This window comes from Simkania sp. (assembly GCF_965215465.1).
GTDB lineage: Bacteria > Chlamydiota > Chlamydiia > Chlamydiales > Simkaniaceae > Simkania.
The window spans coordinates 1,792,690-1,812,447 of the sequence record NZ_OZ244056.1 but is presented as its reverse complement, the minus strand read 5'-3'; the positions used below and the strand labels follow the sequence as shown (position 1 = coordinate 1,812,447).

Sequence of the window (19,758 nt, the reverse complement as noted above, 5' to 3'; positions counted from 1 at the left end):
TGCGCTAGCCTAATTTAAGAAATTTTCGACCAAAATACAGAAGGAATAAGATGGGGACCGTAAAAATAGCGGCAAAAGGTGCTACTACACGGGATTCGCCCAGGATGGTGGAGGCTTCAAGAATCATGAAAAGTGCAATGTAACCAAAGATCGCGAGAGAGAAGAGTAAGAAAGCGGGGAGGTTACGTGAAAAACGCACAGCAAAGGGAGCGATTCCTATGACGACAAAAAGAGAGAGCCACGGAAGAAGGAGCTTTGAATAGAGGTTTGCACGAATCTTATCTTTTTTTTCTTTCCAAAAAGGTTTCTGGCTTCGTTGCAGCTTGATGAGATCGGTGATCGACCGACTTTCCATAGGTTTTCTAATGTAGTTTTTCAAATCAAAATCGAGTTTTAGGCGATAGAAGGGGTAATTTTCATAGGAATCAACCTTTTCTAGCAATCCTTTTTCTGTTCTCAGAAGTACATCCACAAAAAGCCCTGTCGGAATGTCAGTTCCAATGGCAAGTTTTTTCATGTGAAAGAACTTGTCAGTTGAATGGAGCCAATAGACGTCAAAAAGTTCTTTTGCTTCGGCATCATAATCCTGATAAATGAGCCGGCTCCCATCCTCTAGAGGGAGCATATGGACGCCTTCTCCTTTTTTCTTTTGGGATTTTTTGGAGCGGAAGTTGTGTTTTTCAAAACGTTCAATGAAGGTTAAGGAGCGAGGGACGACCCATTCAAAGTTTACATAATTAATGAGTGTACAAACGGCGGCCATAAGGAAAAAAGGGCGCAAAAGACGCTTGAGCTTGATCCCACCTGCTTGAAAAGCGAGTAGTTCATTTTTCCGATTGAGTGAAAGGAGCACTTTAAGAGAGGCGATCAAAAGGGCAAGAGGGAGGAGAAGGTCGCACCGTTTACTAAATAGCATGGAGTAATAAAGAGACAGATTACCGAAAGATATTTTTTGGCTCTTGATGATTTCCTGTACATGCATCGAGTAATCGATAACTGTATAGAGGAAGTAAAAAGAGAGGAGAAAAAGAGTAAAGACCTTCAGAATTTCCTTAAGAAGGTATCGTTCCCACGTTTGCTGACAAATCATTCAATTCCCTCCACAGCCCGTTTTTGAAACCAAAAAGAGGTGAGAAGAATGAAAGGAAAGGGAAGTACGTAACAAAGAATGGACTTTGTCGGTGTCAAATGAAATGATTTCGCGGCCATCGAACAGATGAAAGTGAAAGCTGCTAAAAGAATGGCTAAAATGAGTCCCACCTTTTTTCTCTCACGTCCAATTTGTAGTCCTAATGAAATTCCCATAAAGGTGAAAGCGTATGTAATCAGAGGAAAAAAGAGACGGCGACTGAGTTCAAAACGCATCCTTTTGATGGTTTTAGATTTTGCTGTTTTGCTAAAAGCTGTTTCAATCAGCTCGCTCATGGGGAGGTATTCGTAGCCGAGATGAAAGGTGTTTTTTTGCATCATTTCAGAAAGGGCTTTTGCCGATGTGGCCATAGACCGTTGGTTTTCGATGATGAGGTGGTCAAAGGCTTCGGGATCTTTTGGATCAAGATGTGAAACAATGGCGACATTTTTTCCTATAAGTTGATTATCTTCGACGTGAAACTTCTTTGCGGTGAGCAGTGTGAGACGATCACTCGATTCATTTTTCATTGCGAATACGACATCACGGGCCTCTTTCCCAACATGTGTCATGTTCATGTCAACGTAGGAACTTTGCAGCTTCAGAAGCTTGCTTTTTTTCATTAAAAAGAGGGGATTTGTGGTCATGACTTGGTGCAAAAGCTTTTGAGAGTAAAGGCGGGTGCGAGGAGTGACTTCGGAGACAATCATGAAATTGATCAGGGAAAGAAGGAATGCTGCTAGGAGAAGGGGAGTGCTGATGACTTTTAAGCTTAAACCGGCGGAACGAAAAGAAGTGAGTTCATGAGTGTGACTGAGTCGTTGCAAAAGGAGAATCGAAGCAATGAGGCCCGAGATGGGAATCGCTATCGGAAGAATGTAGGGAATCTGACAGATGGTAAAGAGTGCGATCGATGCAATATCTGAATCAAATGCAGCTAAACGAGCAATCTCTTGCAAGCGGGTGACGAGCAAGATTGCAATAAAACCACTAATACACAGGAAAAACACCTGCAAATAGTTTCGAAGAAGATAACGCCATAGGATCGGCATTTCACAACTTTACGTGAGTTAAAATGAACCTTATTGTACCCTTTTTCTTTTTTTGGCTCAAAAAAAGAGCGTTATTTTAATGGAAAGACCAATAAAATGTGTGAGAGATTTTTTGACTTTGAATCTCATTCCAGGAAAGCGACTCCTTTTGGCTTTGTCAGGAGGAGGAGATTCGCTAGCGCTTCTTTATCTATTGATAGAGTGCCGAGAAAAGCTGGACTTTGAACTTCACATTGCCCACGTCGATCATGCTTGGCGTGAAGAAAGTGAGAGAGAAGCGGCCCTATTAGAGCGTCTTGCCAAACATTTGAAGCTCCCATTTCACCATGAGCGATTAACTCCCATCACCGGATCGAATCTCGAAGATCGGTACCGCGAAAAACGGTATGCCTATTTTCAAAGACTTCAAGATGAGTGGGGATTTCAGGCACTGCTACTAGCACATCATGCTGATGATCAGGGTGAGACAGTTCTAAAAAGAATTTGCGAGGGGGCTCGTCTTGGAGGGTTAGGAGGGCTGAAAGCTAAAGCGGAGCGAGAGAACTTAACTCTATGGCGTCCACTATTGCCGATTCGCAAAGCTGAACTTCTGACTTATCTCAATCGAAAGAAGATTGAGCCCTTTGATGACTGGACTAATTTCGATGTTCGCTACCTGCGGCCACGCATGCGGCAAAAAATTTTTCCAGAGCTTGAAAAACAATTCGGAAAGGGGATTGGACGCAATTTTCATCGCCTTGGCCTTTTATTTCAGGAAGTTGCGCAATATTTAGATGAGAAAATCGAGGCAATGATGCAAAGACTTGTCCATGGTCCCTTTGGATCTTATTTAGAACATCCGTCAAAGTATCCTGAGCTTGAAATGCGTTATTTTTTAGAGGAAATGGCTCGAGCCTCTGACGCTCATCTTTCTCAAGATAGCTGCGAAGTTTTACTCAGGCTGATTGCCATCAATTCTCCAAAAGCCAAAATTCATGCTGGACCTCTTACCTATATATTAAATAAGGACTACCTCTTTCTTCTAAAAACAGAAGTTCCCTCATTTGATCGTTCTTTATGGAAAGAGAAAGGAGAATTTTCAAATTGGAAAGATTTTTGGAAAGGGACATGCCTCACCACTCCAAGTCACTGTCAAATGATGCTTTTAGATGAACTGACACCTGTTCTGCGGAAGAAAATGAAGAAGTGGTATGCAAAGCACCAAGTACCTCCATTTTTGCATGATAAGGCACCAATTTTCATGATAGGAACACAAATTGTTGGGGATTGTTTAACCGGAAAATCTGTAAGTTTCTCATAATCAATCAATTAAAAAATTGGTGGCAGAAAATCAGAAATCTTCTAAAATTTGTTAGATCAGTGATGTCGAATTCAACCCTTTGTCTAAAGAGTGTTTAAAATCTCATCTAAACTTTTCAGTTGCTTAGGAATTTCCATGCGAGTAATAGAAAGAATTAAGGGGCCAAGAAGGCCCAAAAAAGATCTCGGTTTTTATAAAAAAAAGATAAAACGGCGTATGGACAACCCTAATAAAGGCCCTGAACAGAAGAAACGGTTTCCAGGGGGATTTATTCTTTTCCTTTTGGCAGCCATTTTGATTATTTTAACTGTTCAAAATCTTTCCAGTGAGAAAGGCGGGAAAGTTTCTTTTAGTCATCAAGTTGAACACCTTGTCAACTTAGACCTCGTGCAAAAAGATGAAAGTCGTAAGACAGCTCAAAATGATAACCTTGTGACATTTACAGGGAAATTTAAGGAGAGACTGTCAGACGATTCGAAAGCGCGTTACCGCTATTTAGAGCTTTTGGATCAAAACCATGAGCTTAAAGAAGGACGCTCTGATCTGGCACATAACTTGACTGCACTTCAGGATAATGTGCGCCAAGCAGGTGAGCGTTTCTTGACGCTCAGTGGGTTGCCAATTCCTAAAGGTGGCTACACGATTGTTAGCCCTGCCTTTGATACGCATGAAAGAGAGAATAGTGTTGTGCTTGAGTCTACAGAGTCTCAAGAGCTCAATGCTTTGGCTCTTAAACAAGTTTCAACGCAAGTTGCTGCAAATCCATCAAGTGATGCAGTCAAGCGTTTTGGAATCAATGTTCTTCAATTGGTTCAAGGTTTTCGATCTCCGACCCTCGGAATTGGAAATGAAACGATGAAACAGACCTTGAAAACAAATGAGCAAAACGTCAGTACGACCCTAGCGAACTCAAAACTCACTCCTCAAGAAGCACTTGCTCAGTATCAAACCGCGCTTATTGCAGTTGAAGGAATTGTAGCCGAACTGAATAAGGAGACCAACAATGTCCGTTTAGAAGGACTACGTAGTGTCCGTAATTATCTCGTCGATCTTGAGCAATACAATCAAGTGATTGGTTCGCTCGATGAAAATGAAGCGGAACTGAGTAAGGCTCGTCAAAATGTTGCCGATGTGACTTGGTTCTTTAACAATAAAGAACTTTCGACCAAAGCTTTAGAAAGGCAAAATCCCGAAGAGTTTAGCCTGTGGTTTGCTCATGCAAAAAATGAGTGGGAAGCCTATGCAGGGAATAAAGGAGCCACATTCAAAGCTCCGGATCAGCCACGAAATCTTGTTCTTGAAAAGACTTTTAAGAGCCAAGAACCTTCACCAAATTACTTTAGTTATATCTTAATGACGATCTTACCTGTGGTGGTGATCATCCTTCTCCTCTACTTCGTCTTCTCGCGACAAATGAAAGGGATGGGGTCCAATGCGATGAACTTTGGAAAGTCACCAGCCCGCATGCTCAACAAAAGCCTTCACAAGGTCACTTTTAAAGAGGTTGCCGGAGTTGAAGAGGCAAAAGAAGAGCTACATGAGATCGTTGACTTTTTGAAAGATCCTAGCAAATTTACAGCACTTGGTGCGCGTATTCCCAAGGGGGTTCTCTTAATTGGTCCTCCGGGAACAGGAAAAACCTTAATTGCCAAAGCCGTTGCAGGTGAAGCCGACCGCCCTTTCTTCTCCATTTCGGGTTCTGATTTTGTCGAAATGTTTGTCGGTGTGGGTGCAAGCCGGATTCGCGACCTCTTTGATCAAGCCAAAAAGAATGCCCCATGTATTGTCTTCATTGATGAAATCGATGCTGTTGGACGTCATCGTGGAGCAGGAATTGGGGGAGGTCATGATGAACGTGAACAAACCCTGAACCAACTGCTCGTTGAAATGGATGGTTTTGACACCAATGAAGGAGTCATCTTAATGGCGGCAACAAACCGCCCTGATGTTCTCGATAAAGCTCTTCTTCGTCCTGGACGTTTTGACCGCCAAGTGATGCTCGACTTGCCAGATATCAAAGGACGTCTTGAAATTCTAAAGGTTCATGCACGTAAGATTAAACTCGACGATACGGTTGAATTAATGGATATTGCCCGTGCAACTCCGGGGACATCTGGAGCTGACCTCATGAACATTCTGAACGAAGCAGCTCTTTTAGCAGCGCGTAAAGGACGTTCAGCTGTTACTCGTGATGACACACTTGAAGCTTGTGATAAAGTGCGTTACGGAAAAGAGCGCAAGAGTTTGGAACTCGATAAGAAAGAAAAACTTCATACGGCTTATCACGAATCAGGACACGCCATTGTTGGGCTTTCGGTTGAACATGCAGATCCCGTTGAAAAAGTGACGATTATTCCACGCGGTTTCTCTTTAGGAGCAACCCACTTTGTTCCGGAAAAAAATAAGCTCAGCTACTGGCGTAAAGAGCTTGTCGACCGGTTAGCCGTTCTTATGGGTGGACGCATTGCAGAAGACATCTTTGTTGGTGACTTCTCGAGCGGAGCTCAAATGGACATTTCTCAGGCAACCAAGCTGGCTCGCAGCATGGTTTGCCAGTGGGGCATGAACGATGCCTTAGGACCTGTCGCATACGATGCGAACGGCGAAGAGGGAACCTACATGGCTCCTGGCTCTAGCTCAAAAAGCTACTCTGATGAAACGGCAAAACAAATCGACGATGAAGTGCGCAAGCTTCTTGATCAAGCAAATGATCGTGCGCGCCAAGTGATTTTGGACAGCAAAGATAAGGTTCAACTCATGACAGATATGCTCATGGAGTTTGAAACTTTAGATAAGGAAGATGTTCACGCAATCATGGATGGTAAGTGGGATGCTGATAAGAAACGGCAGAAGCTCAAAGAAATGAGTGAAGCTCATCGGAAAGAGCCTCCACCTCCACCTCCTCGTAAGTCCGAGAAGACTTCAGGTGGAGACATCAATCCGACTCCACAGCAGATTTAATATCCGTTTTCTAATATGGTATTGATACCCATTTGAAGATGGCTATTCATCTCTGAGAAATAGAGTTCATTGGCGCCTGTAATCAAACTCACCATCAGTGGCTGAAGCTCTGAAGCGCTTTGAAACGTTGGATTTAAGAATGTAGGGGGGAGGACGTTTGAATTGTATTGATACAATCCTGCTCCAACAAGATCTAAATCAAATAGCATCAAGTCTAACCCATATTTTCCTAAAAGTGGCTCTGCATTGTTGAAAGCATTATAGAGGTTATTGAGAAAGTCGCTTTTCATGATGAGAATAGGGTTGAGATTCAGTTGGGTCAAATAACTGTTGAGAGTCATCAGCGTCTTGAGATCGTCTTGAGCCGTGGGGGAGTATTGTCCTGAGGAAGGGAATTGAGCTTGGTTCGTAACGATAAACTCGTTCATTTCTGCAATAAAATGTGTCATTTTTTCTCGATCATTAGCGAGGCCCGTTATCAACACTTGAAGTGTCGTTTGGCTCGTATAGGCAGCATAGTATGAATCACTGCCACCCGATTTGATCAATCCACTTGTGAGCATGATTTGAATCACACCGAGCAGGTTGATCTTATCATAGGATTGAAGTGAATTGTAGTTGTAGCAGAAGTTTTCAATGGCTTGATCGACTGCATAAATATAGTCAGACGAAGCGATGATTTGCTTGTTTTCGTCAGCCTGAGCAAATAGCTCTTCGTTGACCATCAGGTCATAAAAAACTTGCTGCAGAGGATTTGTATTGTCTCCATGGCATGTCATCGAGAAAAAAGCGAGCGATGAAAGCATCATGAATAAAAATCGTTTCATTGTCGTGTCTCCAACTTGAGTTTTCGGAAGGAACAGACTATGAAAAAAAAATTTAAGTGGGAATAAAAAAGTGGTTGCGAAGTCAAAGTGGGAGAAATCTTTGGTCCGCAACCACAAAAGGCGTTACATTTAGAAGTCGAAGCGTATTCCTACATCTAAACCGCTAAATGTCAAGTCTCCATCTGGTTGGAAGCTTGCAAAGAAAGGTATTTCAAGCTGATTCCACCAGTACTGTGTTTCCCAGCCAATGTAAAGGCCAAGAAAATAGTCTTGCGAAAAGCAGTAGCCCCATTCAAGCCCCATTGCAAGTTGACTCATTGGTCTCAAGCGGTAAGAGCTATCTTGCCGCACAGTGATGTCTTGATCCTGAGTAGGATCTGTCAAGTTATCAACGACAGTGCGGTACTTTGCATCGAATTCTCCATAGAGGAGAGCTCCGCTGATTTTTCCATAGAGGCTAAAGCCCCAACCAATGTGCAAGTATCCATCGAGGCCAAAGCGTGGTCCAACTGACCAGTAGTCACTGTCTCCACGTCCAGAGCCAGTTGCTAAGTTGTCTGTGATGAAATTGTGTACAATCGCCATTGTGTTGTATTTCACCCGATAGTGCATATCAATCCAGGCAACTTTCAGACCTAAATTAGGTCGAACTGAAAAGCGGTGACTAAAAAAGTAGTCATATCCTGATTCAATATCGAGTGTATTTAGCCGGACTTGCCACTGGGTTGAACCATCTGCAGAAACAACGAGATTTTGGAAATTGGGCGCATTTGGTGTGTTGTCATCCAAAACATCCAATTTCAAAACAAAACCGATCATACTATCAGCAAGAGGTGCTGTGACAGGGTCAGCGACAACTGGATTAAAACGATCTCTTGCTTTTGTGTAATGGTAAGTCCATGTAAAGAACAGATCCCAATTATCTCGACCAAAGTCGTACCCTGCTGCGACACGAACTCCTGGTTCATAATTGAACTTTGGTTCCTTAATCTCTCCTGAGATAATGGCAGGGAAGGCAGTGAAAATTGGAAGAGGTTCTTTTGCTTTAATCGCATACTCGACTTCGTCAATGTGGGCGCGCCACCAAAGAAATTCAGCTTGTACTGAAAATCCCTCAGAGAGGCATCCATGGGCCGAGTGAGTTGCTAAATCGCGATTTGGGGGAGGCCCCATATCGGTTGCATTTTGCGCTGCAACAGCGCTTCCGCAAATCGCTGCAAGTGCGAGCGTCATTGCTTGAAAGGCTTTTTTCATGCGCAACCTCCTTGTATTACTTTCAAAGTATTATTAAAAGTCAAAGCGAACTCCTACGTCGAGACCACTAAAAGTCAAGTCTCCTTCTGGCTGAAAGTAGCCGAAGAAGGGCATTTCAAGTTGGTTCCACCAGTACTGTGTTTCCCAACCAATATGCAAGGCAAGGAGGTATTCTTTTGAAAAGCAGTAAGCCCACTCTACACCAAGAGCCATTTGAACCATGTTACGTAAGCGGTAAAAATTGTCGTGCTTGAACTTGAGGTCCACTTCAATTGTGTTTGGTGGGTTTTCAATGTTGATTTGATCGTATTTTGCATCAAATTCCCCGTAGAGCGCTGCTCCCGAAAGGAGACCATAGATGCTAAAGCCCCAACCGATATGGAGATATGAATCGATTCCAAAGCAAGGCCCAACGCCCCAATAGTCGCTGTCACCTTTCCCTTTTAGGTCTCTGATATCATTTGCACCTCCTTCGAGGACTGTTGCTGCAATGTAGTCAACACGGTAGTCCATATCGATCCACGCAGTTTTCAAACCCATGAACGGGCGTACAGAGAACCGCTTACTAAAGAAGTAATCGTACCCCATTTCAAAATCTAAGACGTTGAAATGAATATCCCATCTCACTTTTCCATTAGGGCTCAGAGCGATTCCACCAAAATTTTGTGAGACAGCGATCGGTTCAACACGGGTTTCTAAAAGGATTAAGTTATTGTCCCCAGCATTGACACTGTCTGAAGGGTTAGAGTGAAGCCAAGTCCATCTTAAGAAAAGATCCCAGTTGTCCCGTCCAAAATCGTAACCTGCAGCAACTTTAAACCCTGGATCGAATTCAAAGCTCGGCTCTTTAACAGTGAAGTTATGAGCACGGTCATTTGGAAAATTGTTAGGATCGGTGATGACAGCACTATCTTTCAGGCCGTATTCTAGGTTATCTAAGATGGCGCGCCACCAAATGAATTCTCCTTGGATTGAAAAACCCTGAGAAAGGCATCCTTGAGCGCTGTGGTCAACGATATCTCTGTTAGTGGGGACTGGAGGGCCATTAGGATGTTCTCCGTTCTGCATTGGCCTAGTTGGCGTTTGCTCGATTGTTTGTTGTGAACTATAAGAAGCTGAAAGAAATTCGCTTTCAACTATTTTGTCTTGGACATTGGCTACAAGCCCATTTCCAAGAAAAAAGGTAGATAAAAATGCAGCTGACAAAAACGAGATACATTTCATCGACAACCTCCATGATAAAAAAATTTGTTTATTTTTCAACATGTAGGATCTCTCTTTTCCGTTCAAGGAAAAACCCGTATTGTATTATGTTAGAGGAGTGTTTTTAGGAAAATAACCATGAGATTCGTTGCTTTTTTACTCCTGTTTACGGTTTGTTCTTTTGGTAGGGAAGTGAACTTTCACAACTTTGATGGATTCCAGCAGAAGCTATCAAAAGAGTACGTGACTGAAAAAATTCGCCATTACTTGAAGTACTCTGATGAAATAGAAAAATATTATGAAATCACTGCCAATGCTTTAGCAATCTACGCATCTCCCGGAGATAAGAAGCTTGGAAAAGTGGAGTATGCTCTTTATTTTGGACAAGAATTTCCAAGTGTTGTTCCTGAATTCAAACACCCACTTAGCAAAGCAAAAATTGCCATTGATCCCGGACATTTTGGAGGACAATTTGCCCGCCTTGAAGAGCGGTATGTTTCTATTGAATCAGAGGGAAAAACACTTGAATTTGATGAAGGAACACTTGCTTTTTTAACAGCGCTTCATCTGAAAAAGAAATTAGAGGCCAAAGGGGCAACAGTGCTCATGACGCGTAAAGCGATCGGAGAAGGAGCTTACCCTCAGCCCTTTTTTGAGTGGCTCAAAGAGCATCCAGAACTCTGGGAAAAAGGTGTTCCTCTCTCCACGATCTTTCTCAGGCATTACAATCGGTTAGATTTACGAGCACGTGCCGAGCTTATCAACAATTTTCAGCCTGATCTCACCCTGCTTATTCATTACAATGCGATCGATTCAGAACTTCCTGATCCTCGTCGAACCAAACCGACCAAAAGAAACTTCAATCTTGTTTTTATTCCCGGAGCATTTTGTAAGGGAGAGTTAGCGAATGCAGAAGACCGGTATCACTTTCTCCGCCTCATCTGCACTCAAGATCTCGAGCTGTCACATCAAATGGCGCAAGACTTAGTCGAGCGTTTCACGACATATCTCGATGTTCCTCCATTGAAGTCGGCTAAGAAAGAGCTTTGTGGATTTGGAAACAGCTTGGTTTCAGCTGATGGAGTTTTTTGCCGCAACCTGTGCTTAACAAGACTCATTGAAAGTCCGCTTTGTTATGGAGAAACTTTGATTCAGAATAATCTTGATGAAGCTTTGGAGCTTAGCCAGTCCCAAACGACAATTGACGGAATTCCCTGTCCACAAAGAGTTATTGATGTAGCTGAGGCTTACTACAAAACAATTCTATTGTATTACGAAGATTCAGAAGGGTTGACCTCTAGAAGCTTGGCTGCTGATGCCTGAGTGGGAAAGTAATGATTGGAAATGTTGAACACGAGGTAAGCAAGGCCTATCAGAACAATGACTCCAAACGCGATAAATTCCATTGCCCTGTATTTAGAAGGTCTACTGACGGAATAGGTCCCATCGAGTTTTCTCTCAACGATGATATCTCTATATTTTGGCCATCTCGACAAGCGTTGAATGTCTTCAAATACATTTCTATAATGATTCGTTTTTGCAACCAAATTTCTGAAATGCTGTACGTTGTCGGGAAGTGTAGTGGTTTGCCTCGGCACTTCGCCACTGTCTTGTCCAATCCTTTCTGAATTAAGGCCAGTTACATAAAACTCAACTGACTGAAACGAACCATTTAAGATGTCAACGTCAGAAACAGCCATTCTTTTTAGGAAGCCATGACATTTGTCGGAGGATAAGACCAAATTTAGAAAACTATGTTTGACGGTATCAGAAGAAGGTCGTTCTTCAGCGACAAATTTATCAAGAAGAGTCCTTGCCTTTTGATTCACAGCATTAAGAGCGGAAAGGTGATTTGGAAAGACTTTACCACTGTCATACTCTAAATAGGATGTGACATCTAAGACGTGCTCGTTAGATTCTAAGACTACGAGCTGCAAAGAATTGAACGGGTCAGTAAATCTAAGTTGGACACTCATTTTTTTAACTCGAAATAACAACTTTTTTGATGATGCTAGAGTTTAGCATAAATCTTTCTATTTCCCAATTGGAATATGTACACCATCAGGCTTTTCGAGGGGATCTACACCAAAACGTCTGACAATCACTGACTTAATTTCTCCTCGGACTTCAGGTTGCTTGACAAAAAAGTTAGCTCAGAGCCAAGTAAAACCCTACTCGAGTTGCCATTTTGCGCCCTTTTTTCTAAGAAAGAGAAATTACTATCGCTTATCATCTGAATATGGCGCAAGCATAAAAATGCTCTCAGAGCATCTTCTGAGAGCGTTTTTAACTTTCATTAGAAAAGCGTTCGAAAGGAGAAATTTTGAATCATGTAAGCTAGGGCTAAAACACAAAACACGAGACCTATTTGCTCGACTTTTCCACATGAACGAATTCCTTTGGGGTACGTGACATGTGTTGCCACAAGGTTTCTGTTATCCTTTATTTCTTGCTCTGTTGCGGGAGCTAAATCCCAAAATTGCTGACGGTAAGCCTTAGTTTTTTTTAGAGCTTCTTCATATGCTGTGACATTTTTATCAATTGTTGCCGTTTTATCTTCTCGTTCAAGATCTAGATGAGTCGCAAATAGTTCAAGAGAGATTGGAGTGCCATCAAAAATCGAAGAAGTGATTTCTTTAGCTCTCATGCCTTCAAGGTGTTGAAGCCCTAGATTGACGGTATCTGTAAGATTGAAATAACTTCTCACAAGAATATCTCTTGATGGTTTTGGGCCTTCTAAGAGTTGCTTGCACTTCACATTGACTAGCTGAATTGCTTCATAATGACTTCTCCCAATGTCTTGGTAGACAATGCTATACATGACAGGTGTATAACGATCGAGAAGCTGCTGTTGAGCAGTTGTTGGTCTAAATTCAGTCATCTTACTTAACCTCTTAAGTTGATTTTGAATTCTAAGAGTTTAGTACATGTCTAAAAAAAAGCCCTCAGGAAAACCTAAGGGCCTTTGAAATTAGTCATTATTGACCGGCATTGGCGGTGGCTTGAGAATCTCAGGCTTCCGCTGGGGTTTCCGGTTGCCACCATCCCGGCGAGGAGCTCTTCTAGGCTGTTCGTCCCGTTTTGGCTCAACGTAACCTTCAGGAGCTTCAAGAGTGGCCTTATGGCTTAAACGGATTTGCCCATTATTGTTGACCTCGAGAACTTTGACTTCAATTGACTCACCTTCTTTGTAGTGATCGTGAATGTTCTCAATCCGTTGGTAAGACAGCTCAGAAATGTGGCAAAGTCCCTGTTTGCTCAAGATGGCGACAAAGAGGCCAAAGTCTTTGATCGTGACGATCTTTCCTTTATAGGTCTGTCCGATTTCCACGTCAGCTGTGAGATTGTGGATGATTTCTTTGGCTCGGTCCATGCCCTCTTTGGTTGAAGAGGCAATGCTAACAAGACCACTATCATCGATGTCAATGTCAGCACCAGTTTCTTCCACGATCTCGCGGATTTGCTTTCCGCCGGGGCCAATAATGGTTCCGATTTGGCTTGGTTTGACTTGAACTGTTTCGATGCGTGGAGCGTGCTGTGAAAGGTGCTCGTTTGACTTTGGACAAGCTTCAAGCATTTTATGAAGGATGTGGATCCGTCCCTGTTTGGCTTGCGCAAGAGCTGCTTTCATGATTTGAGAGTTGATTCCTTCAACTTTGATATCAAGCTGGAAGGCTGTGATCCCTTTTTCATCTCCAGTGATTTTGAAGTCCATGTCGCCAAGTGCATCTTCTACTCCGAGGATATCAGAAAGAATGGCATAGGAGTCTTTTTCAAGGATCAGTCCCATTGCAATTCCGGCAATAGGGCGTTTGATTGGTACACCAGCTTGCATTAAAGCTAAGCAGCAGCCGCAAACTGAAGCCATCGACGAAGAGCCATTGGACTCAGTGATGTTTGACTCCAAACGGATTGTGTAGGGGAAAGAATCCTTATCAGGAACAGAGCATTGCATTGCACGTTCTGCAAGCTTGCCGTGTCCTACTTCACGCCGTCCTGGAGGGCCCATGCGACCTGATTCTCCAACAGAAAAAGGAGGGAAACTGTACTGAAGATAAAAGCGTCGAATTACATCGGTATTTAGATCTTCGTAGCGTTGGCCCATGCTTTCTCCGCCGAGTGTACAAACAGCAATCGTTTGCGTTTCACCCCGGGTAAATACCGCGCTTCCATGAGTGCGAGGAAGATAATCCATGTCGATCCAGATTTGGCGGACATCTTCTGGCCCACGCCCATCGCAACGCTTGTTTTCTTTAAGGATCATTTGGCGCATGTGGTGTGAAGTCACCTTTTTAATCGCCATCTGAACTTCGTGTGGAGCGTATTTGTGCTCGTCTTCAGCACCTTCTGGCAACAGTTTTTCTACGACTGTTTCTTTGATCGCAGAAAGAGAATCTTCTCTGACTTGTTTTTCTGAAATCCGAATGGCATCTTGCAGAGGAGCATTCATGATTCCATCAACTTCTTCCATAAGACCTGTAGGAAGGAGGCGAAGCTCTTCACGGTTTTTGGACTTGCCGTGTGTGGCTTGCCAATCTGAAAGCTTTTGGCAAATTAATTTAATGGCTTGGTGGCCTTCTTCAATAGCTTCCATGACTTGATCTTCTGTCAAGAAGTCGCAGTATCCTTCGATCATCAAAATCGCATCTTCAGTTCCGGCAAGCATCAAGTCGAGAACAGAGTCTTCTTGCTCTTGAACAGTTGGGTTGATGATAAAGCGGTCTTCGATCATTCCAACACGCACCCCAGCGATAGGTTTGATGAGAGGAATATCAGAAAGGACTAGAGCTGCTGAGTTCGCGCAGATTGCAAGTGGTTCAGGAGCGTTCACTCCGTCATAGGAGAGAACTGAAGTGATCAATTGAGTTTCAGTGTAGTAACCTTCCTCGAACATTGGACGGATCGGGCGGTCGATCAAACGACAAACAAGAGTTTCTCTTTCAGTGGGCTTTCCTTCGCGTTTGATAAATCCTCCGAGGGTTTTACCTGCAGAAGAGAACTTTTCGATGTAGTCGACACGTAGGGGGATGAAGTCGACTTCTGGGGGAGTCGGTCCAGTACAAGCCGTTGATAGTAACATGGTTTCGCCGGAGCGCACGATGACGGCTCCATTAGCTTGGCGGGCAATTTTTCCTGTTTCGAAGACGATATCTCTTCCACCGATCGAGACAGTGATGGAGTGGGATTCGAGGGAGGTATTTTGTTGGTTCATTAAGATTGTAACTCCTAGTTAGCGAATTGGATCTTTTTTATACCCTAAAAAGTGGAGAAAAAAAAGAAAAATTTGAAGGGGTATTCTATCAGGTTTAGATTTAAAGATTCAAGGAAGAAGTTTAGGGCTCCTTTAGAGAAGGAGCCCTAGTAAAGATTTTACTTACGGAGATTTAAGCGGGTAATTAATGTTTGATACCGCTTTGTATCAGTTGAATTGAGATAATCGAGAAGTTTTCTCCGCTGTCCTACGAGCTTCAATAGAGCCAGCCTAGAGGCATGGTCTTTTGGAGCTAGCTTGAGATGATCTGTCAGCTCAGCAATACGTTCAGTTAAAATTGCAATTTGAACGTCTGCCGACCCTGTATCTTTCTCGTGCAGCTGAAATTGTTTAGTAATTTCTTCTTTAGCACGTCTATCTAATGACATTTATAATAACTCCTTTAGACAAGTTAGAACGGGATTATAGTATGACAATGGCCATATGGTTAGCACCATTTTAACAGGCCCGGATAAATTTAGCAACCTCGTTAGATCAGAGCATAAAATGAATCTTTTAATTTGGAGTTCATAAGCCCCCATGGCATAATAGAAAATATGGCAAAAGATTTTTCGACATTTGACCAGCAGATGATGCGGCTTGCGCTAGAAGAAGCAAAGCTTGCGTTTGAAAAGGAAGAAGTTCCCGTTGGCGCAGTTTTGACGCTTGGAGATCAAGTGATTGCTCGTGCGCATAATTCAATGGAAACCAAAGGAGATCCGACTGCACATGCAGAAATTTTATGCATCCGCAAGGCTGCCGAAGCTATTGGGGATTGGAGACTTCTGGGGGCAACGCTCTATACAACACTCGAGCCGTGTGCCATGTGCGCTGGGGCGATGCTACTTGCAAGAATCACTCGAGTGGTTTGGGGAGCGCCAGACATCAGACATGGGGCTCATGGAAGTTGGGTCGATCTCTTTGAGAAAAAACACCCAACGCACCAAATTGAAATAGATGGGGGGCTTTATCAAGAAGACGCAGCAAACCTTATGCGCCTCTTTTTCAAAAGACAAAGGACGAAACATGAAGAAGACAAACTCTCCTCTAGTCGAACTCTTTGATGAGCTCATTGCCTTTCAGGAAAAAAAGTTGCTCGACTACGCCGCTGAAATCATCCCTAACGTCACGCCCGACGACATTTTGCAACCAAATGATTATGATGAACTTGAAAATCATCCCTTCTTTCGCTACGAAGAGGGAGTCTTAAAAGGGATCCAGACAGCGAAGATGGCCGTTCTAGCAAAAGTAAGAGAAGACTAGATAGTGTCGTCACAAGGGGGGCAATATAGAAGCGGCTGATGCAGGAAGCCCAAATCGGGCTTTCGAAGGAAGGCAACGATGAAATTTCTCCAGAAGTCGATTAAGGATTGAGCAACTTTTGACGACACTATCTAAGCTTGTCGCTTTTTCTTGGAAATACGCCAAAGTCTCCATCTTTCACGCCAAGAGAGAGATTTTTTCCCATGTTGGGCAATCTTTTCTAGGCAGGCATCCATGAACTCTTCGTCTTGCATAATGATGCGTCCGGTTTTGAAGTCATAGATTTTACCTTCTTCCATTTCAGAGGCGCTTGTTGCTCGAGAAAAGCCGAAGTACTTCCGTTTTAGATTGATCAATTTCCGATCAAGTCGGTGTAGCCGAGGGAAGGGGCTGAGCGCTTCCCAGACTAAGACAGCATATAAGTAGCCAAATATGAGCGAGCTGCCTGTGATCAGAAATCCAAAGAAGTTTCCATTGGAGAAGTCGAGGAACAGGTTGATCCCAATGAGGCCAAATACAAGCCATTTTGCTCTCATAGGAATCATCATAAAGAGCATCAGGCTGGCTGTTGGGAACAAGAAGCTCCAGCTGATAAGAAGAATGTAAATCGCTGGTGTGGCCCCGGCAAAGGGGATAGAGACGTTGAATATGAGCTGGGCGAGGTAGCAAATGATGCCGACAAAAAGTCCCCCTCCAAAATAGAGAGAGAGGAAATGCTTTTTCCCTTTGAGCTGAACGATAGATGAGCCAATGGCCCAAAGGAGATAGAGATCGAAAAAGACATGGAGAAGCAGTCCAAAACTAATCCCAGATGAAACAGGTTGAATGAACAGGTACGAGATGAATTGCCAAATAAAAAATTTATGGATGCCCCATGTGCTTAGGCTAAGAAGTTGTTGCGGGCTGGGAATTCCAAACACCTGGGTGAACAAGGCGTTCGAGAGAAGCGAAAAGAATGTGAGCAGGAGCGTCAGGGCAATCGTCAGCTTGATTACCTTCGGCGCAAACGACGGTCCCATTCGAAATCCTTGAGATTGGTGCATACTAGCCTCCTTAGCTTTCGCAGATTATAAGAGATTCGTTAATAAAATGGGGCAAAAAAATTTCTATGGTTCACATGTGGTATTTTGAAAAAATGTTTAAAATCATGAAATCGGGCTTGTTTTTTAACTGTAAACAAGGTTAAATTTTGTGAGATAATCTGAATCTAGAGGACATGACAACATGAAGAAAGAAGGACATCCTCCTTATCAAGACATCCTATTTGTTGATACAGCAACAGGACACAAATTTGTTTGTGGAAGCACGTTGCAACCAGAAGAAACTGAAACGTTCGAAGGAAAAGAATACCCCGTTTATCGCGTACCAATTTCCTCTTCTTCTCACCCTTTCTTTACTGGAAGCCAGCAGTTCGTTGACTCGGAAGGACGCGTCGACAAATTCCGCAAGCGCTATGCACGTAAGGTTGAAGAAAAACCAAAGCGTGAGAAAAAAGCGGTAAAGGCTGCGGCACCAAAAGAAGAGAAAAAAGAAGAAAAGAAAGAATCAAAGCCGAAGAAAGCTGCGAAGAAAAAAGACGAACCCAAAAAGTAGAATAGATTCTTCCTATGGAAGATAAAGTAAAAGAACTCTTGGGCCGTCTTCCTGATCTTGAAGCTAAACTTGGAGACCCCGAGGTCACTCAAGATCAAAAGAAATTTAGGGAACTTTCTCAAGAACATGCCTATTTGAGCGATCTCAGAGAGGCATGGGCTGATTATGAAAAGCAGTCAAAAGACCTGCAAGATAATCGAGAACTTCTCAAAGAAGAAACCGATCCCGAATTCGTGCAAGTCGTGCAAGACGACATTGCTAAGCTCGAAGCTGCTGTTCAAAACTCACGTTCTCGCATCGAATCTTTACTCGTTCCTCCAGATCCGAATGATCATGCCAATGTCATTATGGAACTCCGCGCCGGAACCGGCGGGGACGAAGCTGCGATTTTCGTAGGGGATTGCCTGCGGATGTACCGCCTTTTTGCTGATAAAATGGGCTGGAAATACGAGACTTTATCCTGCACAGAATCTGAAGTAGGAGGATATAAAGAATACATCCTTTCTCTTTCAGGTAAAAACGTGCACCGTTTTCTCCAGTATGAGGCTGGGACCCATCGTGTTCAGCGAGTTCCCGTGACTGAAACGCAGGGGCGTGTGCATACTTCAGCAATCACTGTGGCTGTTTTGATGGAGCCAGGTGAAGACGAACCGATCGATATCGATGAAAGTGATCTCAAGATCGACACGTATCGTGCTTCTGGAGCCGGTGGACAGCATGTCAATACAACAGACTCAGCTGTAAGGATCACTCACGTCCCAACAGGTGTTGTTGTCTACTGTCAAGAAGAACGGTCTCAGCATAAGAATAAAGCAAAGGCCATGCGCGTTTTAGCAGCACGCCTCGCAGAAGAAAAAATGCGTAAAGAGCAGCAAGAGCGGGCTTCTCTCCGCTCATCGCAAGTAGGGTCAGGAGATCGCTCAGAACGTATTCGCACTTACAACTTTTCTCAAAACCGTTTAACAGACCACCGCATCAACCTCACACTTTATAAATTGGATCAAGTAATGGAAGGGGACTTAGAAGAAGTTTGCCAAGCTCTTGTCGGCCATTACTATCAAGAGAAGCTTGCAAATGCATAGCGTGAGGGAATTGCTTCAACTTTCAACCGACTTTCTCGAAAAAAAAGAAATCACAGCTCCTAAGCTTTGTGCAGAGGAACTATTAGCCTTTGTCTTAAAGAAGAAGCGACTTGATTTGTTTCTAGATTACGATGCGCCTGTTGAAGAAAGAGAAGTGGATCGGTATCGCAGTTTGATTAAACGTAAAAGTGAGGGAGAACCCTTAGGCTATCTTCTAGAAACTACAGAGTTTTTAGATTGTGCTCTCACATTATCCCCAGCTGTTTTAATCCCACGTCAAGAAACCGAAATCCTTGTGAGCATGGCTCTCAAAGAGGTTTCAAATGAACCAAAGGTGTTATGGGATCTTTGCTGTGGAAGTGGTTGTATGGGGATTGCTGCAAAAAAACATCGTCCTCAGCTGCATGTCACTTTAGCAGATATATCCAATGATGCACTTAAATGTGCAAAGAAGAATGCAGCGAAAAATGAACTTGAAGTGACTTGTGTGCAAGGAGATTTACTCGCTCCGTTTCAAGGAAAAAAAGCAGATTTTATTTTTTGTAACCCTCCGTATGTTGCAGAAGAAGACTATCCAAACTTGGAAAAAGAAGTCCATTTCGAGCCGAGGCAAGCGCATGTTGCAAAAGAGAAGGGACTCGAGTTTTATAAGCGGCTATGCACTGAATTACCTCCCTTTTTATCGCCTGGCGCAAAGGTTTTTCTTGAAGTTGGTCATGATCAAGGAAGCCAAGTTTTGGCGATCTTTCACCAAAGTCACTGGAAACAAAGGCGATGTGAAAAAGATTGGGCAGGAAATGATCGTTTCTTTTTCCTTGAATTTAGCCTCGAACTCCCTTAAAA

Annotated in this window: 17 protein-coding genes and 1 pseudogene; 8 read left to right on the top strand and 10 right to left on the bottom strand. The window is 43.2% G+C overall.

Annotation, left to right across the window (positions count from 1 at the left end; genetic code table 11):
• Positions 1–4: 4 nt before the first annotated feature.
• Positions 5–1,090 (bottom strand): LptF/LptG family permease, encoded by a 1,086-nt coding sequence (locus ACOOFG_RS08450; protein WP_420421037.1) that lies wholly within the window; start codon positions 1,088–1,090, stop codon positions 5–7.
• Positions 1,087–2,181 (bottom strand): LptF/LptG family permease, encoded by a 1,095-nt coding sequence (locus tag ACOOFG_RS08445; protein WP_420421036.1) that lies wholly within the window; start codon positions 2,179–2,181, stop codon positions 1,087–1,089. Before ACOOFG_RS08445 ends, ACOOFG_RS08450 begins: the two co-directional genes overlap by 4 nt.
• A gap of 112 nt (positions 2,182–2,293) precedes the next feature.
• Between ACOOFG_RS08445 and tilS the strand changes: the two genes are divergently transcribed.
• Positions 2,294–3,481, top strand: a complete 1,188-nt coding sequence (gene tilS / locus ACOOFG_RS08440; protein ID WP_420421035.1) for a tRNA lysidine(34) synthetase TilS — start codon at positions 2,294–2,296, stop codon at positions 3,479–3,481.
• Positions 3,482–3,697: 216 nt separating this feature from the next.
• Positions 3,698–6,442, top strand: coding sequence for an ATP-dependent zinc metalloprotease FtsH (gene ftsH, locus ACOOFG_RS08435; RefSeq protein WP_420421034.1), 2,745 nt, complete (start codon positions 3,698–3,700; stop codon positions 6,440–6,442).
• On the opposite strand, the gene ACOOFG_RS08430 is transcribed toward ftsH, so the two are convergent.
• The 3 genes from ACOOFG_RS08430 to ACOOFG_RS08420 all read right to left on the bottom strand — a co-directional run bounded on the left by ACOOFG_RS08430 (position 6,439) and on the right by ACOOFG_RS08420 (position 9,747).
• The gene (locus ACOOFG_RS08430) at positions 6,439–7,269 is read right to left on the bottom strand and encodes a hypothetical protein (RefSeq protein ID WP_420421033.1); all 831 of its coding nucleotides are present in this window, start codon (positions 7,267–7,269) and stop codon (positions 6,439–6,441) included. The two genes, ftsH and ACOOFG_RS08430, sit on opposite strands and share 4 nt — an antisense overlap.
• Positions 7,270–7,398: 129 nt before the next feature.
• Positions 7,399–8,523, bottom strand: coding sequence for an Lpg1974 family pore-forming outer membrane protein (locus tag ACOOFG_RS08425; RefSeq protein ID WP_420421032.1), 1,125 nt, complete (start codon positions 8,521–8,523; stop codon positions 7,399–7,401).
• Positions 8,524–8,556: 33 nt separating this feature from the next.
• On the bottom strand, positions 8,557–9,747 hold the full coding sequence (locus tag ACOOFG_RS08420; RefSeq protein ID WP_420421031.1) for an Lpg1974 family pore-forming outer membrane protein: 1,191 nt from the start codon (positions 9,745–9,747) through the stop codon (positions 8,557–8,559).
• A gap of 117 nt (positions 9,748–9,864) precedes the next feature.
• Between ACOOFG_RS08420 and ACOOFG_RS08415 the strand changes: the two genes are divergently transcribed.
• Positions 9,865–11,049 (top strand): N-acetylmuramoyl-L-alanine amidase family protein, encoded by a 1,185-nt coding sequence (locus ACOOFG_RS08415; RefSeq protein ID WP_420421030.1) that lies wholly within the window; start codon positions 9,865–9,867, stop codon positions 11,047–11,049.
• Here the strand turns inward: ACOOFG_RS08415 and ACOOFG_RS08410 are convergent.
• The 4 genes and pseudogenes from ACOOFG_RS08410 to rpsO form a co-directional block, all read right to left on the bottom strand.
• Positions 10,998–11,702 (bottom strand): hypothetical protein, encoded by a 705-nt coding sequence (locus tag ACOOFG_RS08410; RefSeq protein ID WP_420421029.1) that lies wholly within the window; start codon positions 11,700–11,702, stop codon positions 10,998–11,000. The genes ACOOFG_RS08415 and ACOOFG_RS08410 overlap by 52 nt on opposite strands.
• Positions 11,703–12,022: 320 nt before the next feature.
• Complete coding sequence (locus ACOOFG_RS08405; protein WP_420421028.1) at positions 12,023–12,607, bottom strand: hypothetical protein; 585 nt, start codon at positions 12,605–12,607, stop codon at positions 12,023–12,025.
• 225 nt (positions 12,608–12,832) lie between these two features.
• Positions 12,833–14,938: pseudogene (gene pnp, locus ACOOFG_RS08400) on the bottom strand (polyribonucleotide nucleotidyltransferase); the annotation flags it as partial.
• Positions 14,939–15,096: 158 nt separating this feature from the next.
• Positions 15,097–15,366, bottom strand: coding sequence for a 30S ribosomal protein S15 (gene rpsO / locus ACOOFG_RS08395; protein WP_013943094.1), 270 nt, complete (start codon positions 15,364–15,366; stop codon positions 15,097–15,099).
• A gap of 168 nt (positions 15,367–15,534) precedes the next feature.
• Here rpsO and tadA point away from each other — a divergent pair, with 168 nt between their 5' ends.
• On the top strand, positions 15,535–16,041 hold the full coding sequence (gene tadA, locus ACOOFG_RS08390) for a tRNA adenosine(34) deaminase TadA (protein WP_420421027.1): 507 nt from the start codon (positions 15,535–15,537) through the stop codon (positions 16,039–16,041).
• On the top strand, positions 16,004–16,240 hold the full coding sequence (locus ACOOFG_RS08385) for a hypothetical protein (RefSeq protein WP_420421026.1): 237 nt from the start codon (positions 16,004–16,006) through the stop codon (positions 16,238–16,240). Before tadA ends, ACOOFG_RS08385 begins: the two co-directional genes overlap by 38 nt.
• 131 nt (positions 16,241–16,371) lie before the next feature.
• On the opposite strand, the gene ACOOFG_RS08380 is transcribed toward ACOOFG_RS08385, so the two are convergent.
• Positions 16,372–17,283: a rhomboid family intramembrane serine protease gene (locus ACOOFG_RS08380; protein WP_420421025.1), complete on the bottom strand. Its 912-nt coding sequence runs from the start codon at positions 17,281–17,283 to the stop codon at positions 16,372–16,374.
• A 181-nt stretch (positions 17,284–17,464) separates the two neighbouring features.
• On the opposite strand from ACOOFG_RS08380, the gene ACOOFG_RS08375 reads away from it, so the two are divergent.
• Genes ACOOFG_RS08375 through prmC form a run of 3 tightly spaced genes read left to right on the top strand, consistent with a single transcriptional unit; the run spans position 17,465 to position 19,756 of the window.
• Positions 17,465–17,833: a type B 50S ribosomal protein L31 gene (locus ACOOFG_RS08375; RefSeq protein WP_420421024.1), complete on the top strand. Its 369-nt coding sequence runs from the start codon at positions 17,465–17,467 to the stop codon at positions 17,831–17,833.
• A 14-nt stretch (positions 17,834–17,847) separates the two neighbouring features.
• The gene (gene prfA, locus ACOOFG_RS08370) at positions 17,848–18,915 is read left to right on the top strand and encodes a peptide chain release factor 1 (protein WP_420421023.1); all 1,068 of its coding nucleotides are present in this window, start codon (positions 17,848–17,850) and stop codon (positions 18,913–18,915) included.
• Entirely contained in the window at positions 18,908–19,756 is an 849-nt protein-coding gene (gene prmC, locus ACOOFG_RS08365) for a peptide chain release factor N(5)-glutamine methyltransferase (RefSeq protein ID WP_420421022.1), read from the top strand. Before prfA ends, prmC begins: the two co-directional genes overlap by 8 nt.
• Positions 19,757–19,758 lie beyond the last annotated feature (2 nt).

Bases quoted from the DNA above. Each gene is read 5' to 3' on its own strand.
- tadA (WP_420421027.1), top strand. From the start codon at position 15,535: ATGGCAAAAGATTTTTCGACATTTGACCAGCAGATGATGCGGCTTGCG.
- ACOOFG_RS08430 (WP_420421033.1), bottom strand. From the start codon at position 7,269: ATGAAACGATTTTTATTCATGATGCTTTCATCGCTCGCTTTTTTCTCG.
- ACOOFG_RS08425 (WP_420421032.1), bottom strand. From the start codon at position 8,523: ATGAAAAAAGCCTTTCAAGCAATGACGCTCGCACTTGCAGCGATTTGC.
- rpsO (WP_013943094.1), bottom strand. From the start codon at position 15,366: ATGTCATTAGATAGACGTGCTAAAGAAGAAATTACTAAACAATTTCAG.
- ACOOFG_RS08405 (WP_420421028.1), bottom strand. From the start codon at position 12,607: ATGACTGAATTTAGACCAACAACTGCTCAACAGCAGCTTCTCGATCGT.
- ACOOFG_RS08415 (WP_420421030.1), top strand. From the start codon at position 9,865: ATGAGATTCGTTGCTTTTTTACTCCTGTTTACGGTTTGTTCTTTTGGT.
- ACOOFG_RS08420 (WP_420421031.1), bottom strand. From the start codon at position 9,747: ATGAAATGTATCTCGTTTTTGTCAGCTGCATTTTTATCTACCTTTTTT.
- ACOOFG_RS08445 (WP_420421036.1), bottom strand. From the start codon at position 2,181: ATGCCGATCCTATGGCGTTATCTTCTTCGAAACTATTTGCAGGTGTTT.
- ACOOFG_RS08385 (WP_420421026.1), top strand. From the start codon at position 16,004: ATGAAGAAGACAAACTCTCCTCTAGTCGAACTCTTTGATGAGCTCATT.
- ACOOFG_RS08410 (WP_420421029.1), bottom strand. From the start codon at position 11,702: ATGAGTGTCCAACTTAGATTTACTGACCCGTTCAATTCTTTGCAGCTC.
- ACOOFG_RS08450 (WP_420421037.1), bottom strand. From the start codon at position 1,090: ATGATTTGTCAGCAAACGTGGGAACGATACCTTCTTAAGGAAATTCTG.
- ftsH (WP_420421034.1), top strand. From the start codon at position 3,698: ATGGACAACCCTAATAAAGGCCCTGAACAGAAGAAACGGTTTCCAGGG.
- ACOOFG_RS08375 (WP_420421024.1), top strand. From the start codon at position 17,465: ATGAAGAAAGAAGGACATCCTCCTTATCAAGACATCCTATTTGTTGAT.
- prfA (WP_420421023.1), top strand. From the start codon at position 17,848: ATGGAAGATAAAGTAAAAGAACTCTTGGGCCGTCTTCCTGATCTTGAA.
- prmC (WP_420421022.1), top strand. From the start codon at position 18,908: ATGCATAGCGTGAGGGAATTGCTTCAACTTTCAACCGACTTTCTCGAA.
- ACOOFG_RS08380 (WP_420421025.1), bottom strand. From the start codon at position 17,283: ATGCACCAATCTCAAGGATTTCGAATGGGACCGTCGTTTGCGCCGAAG.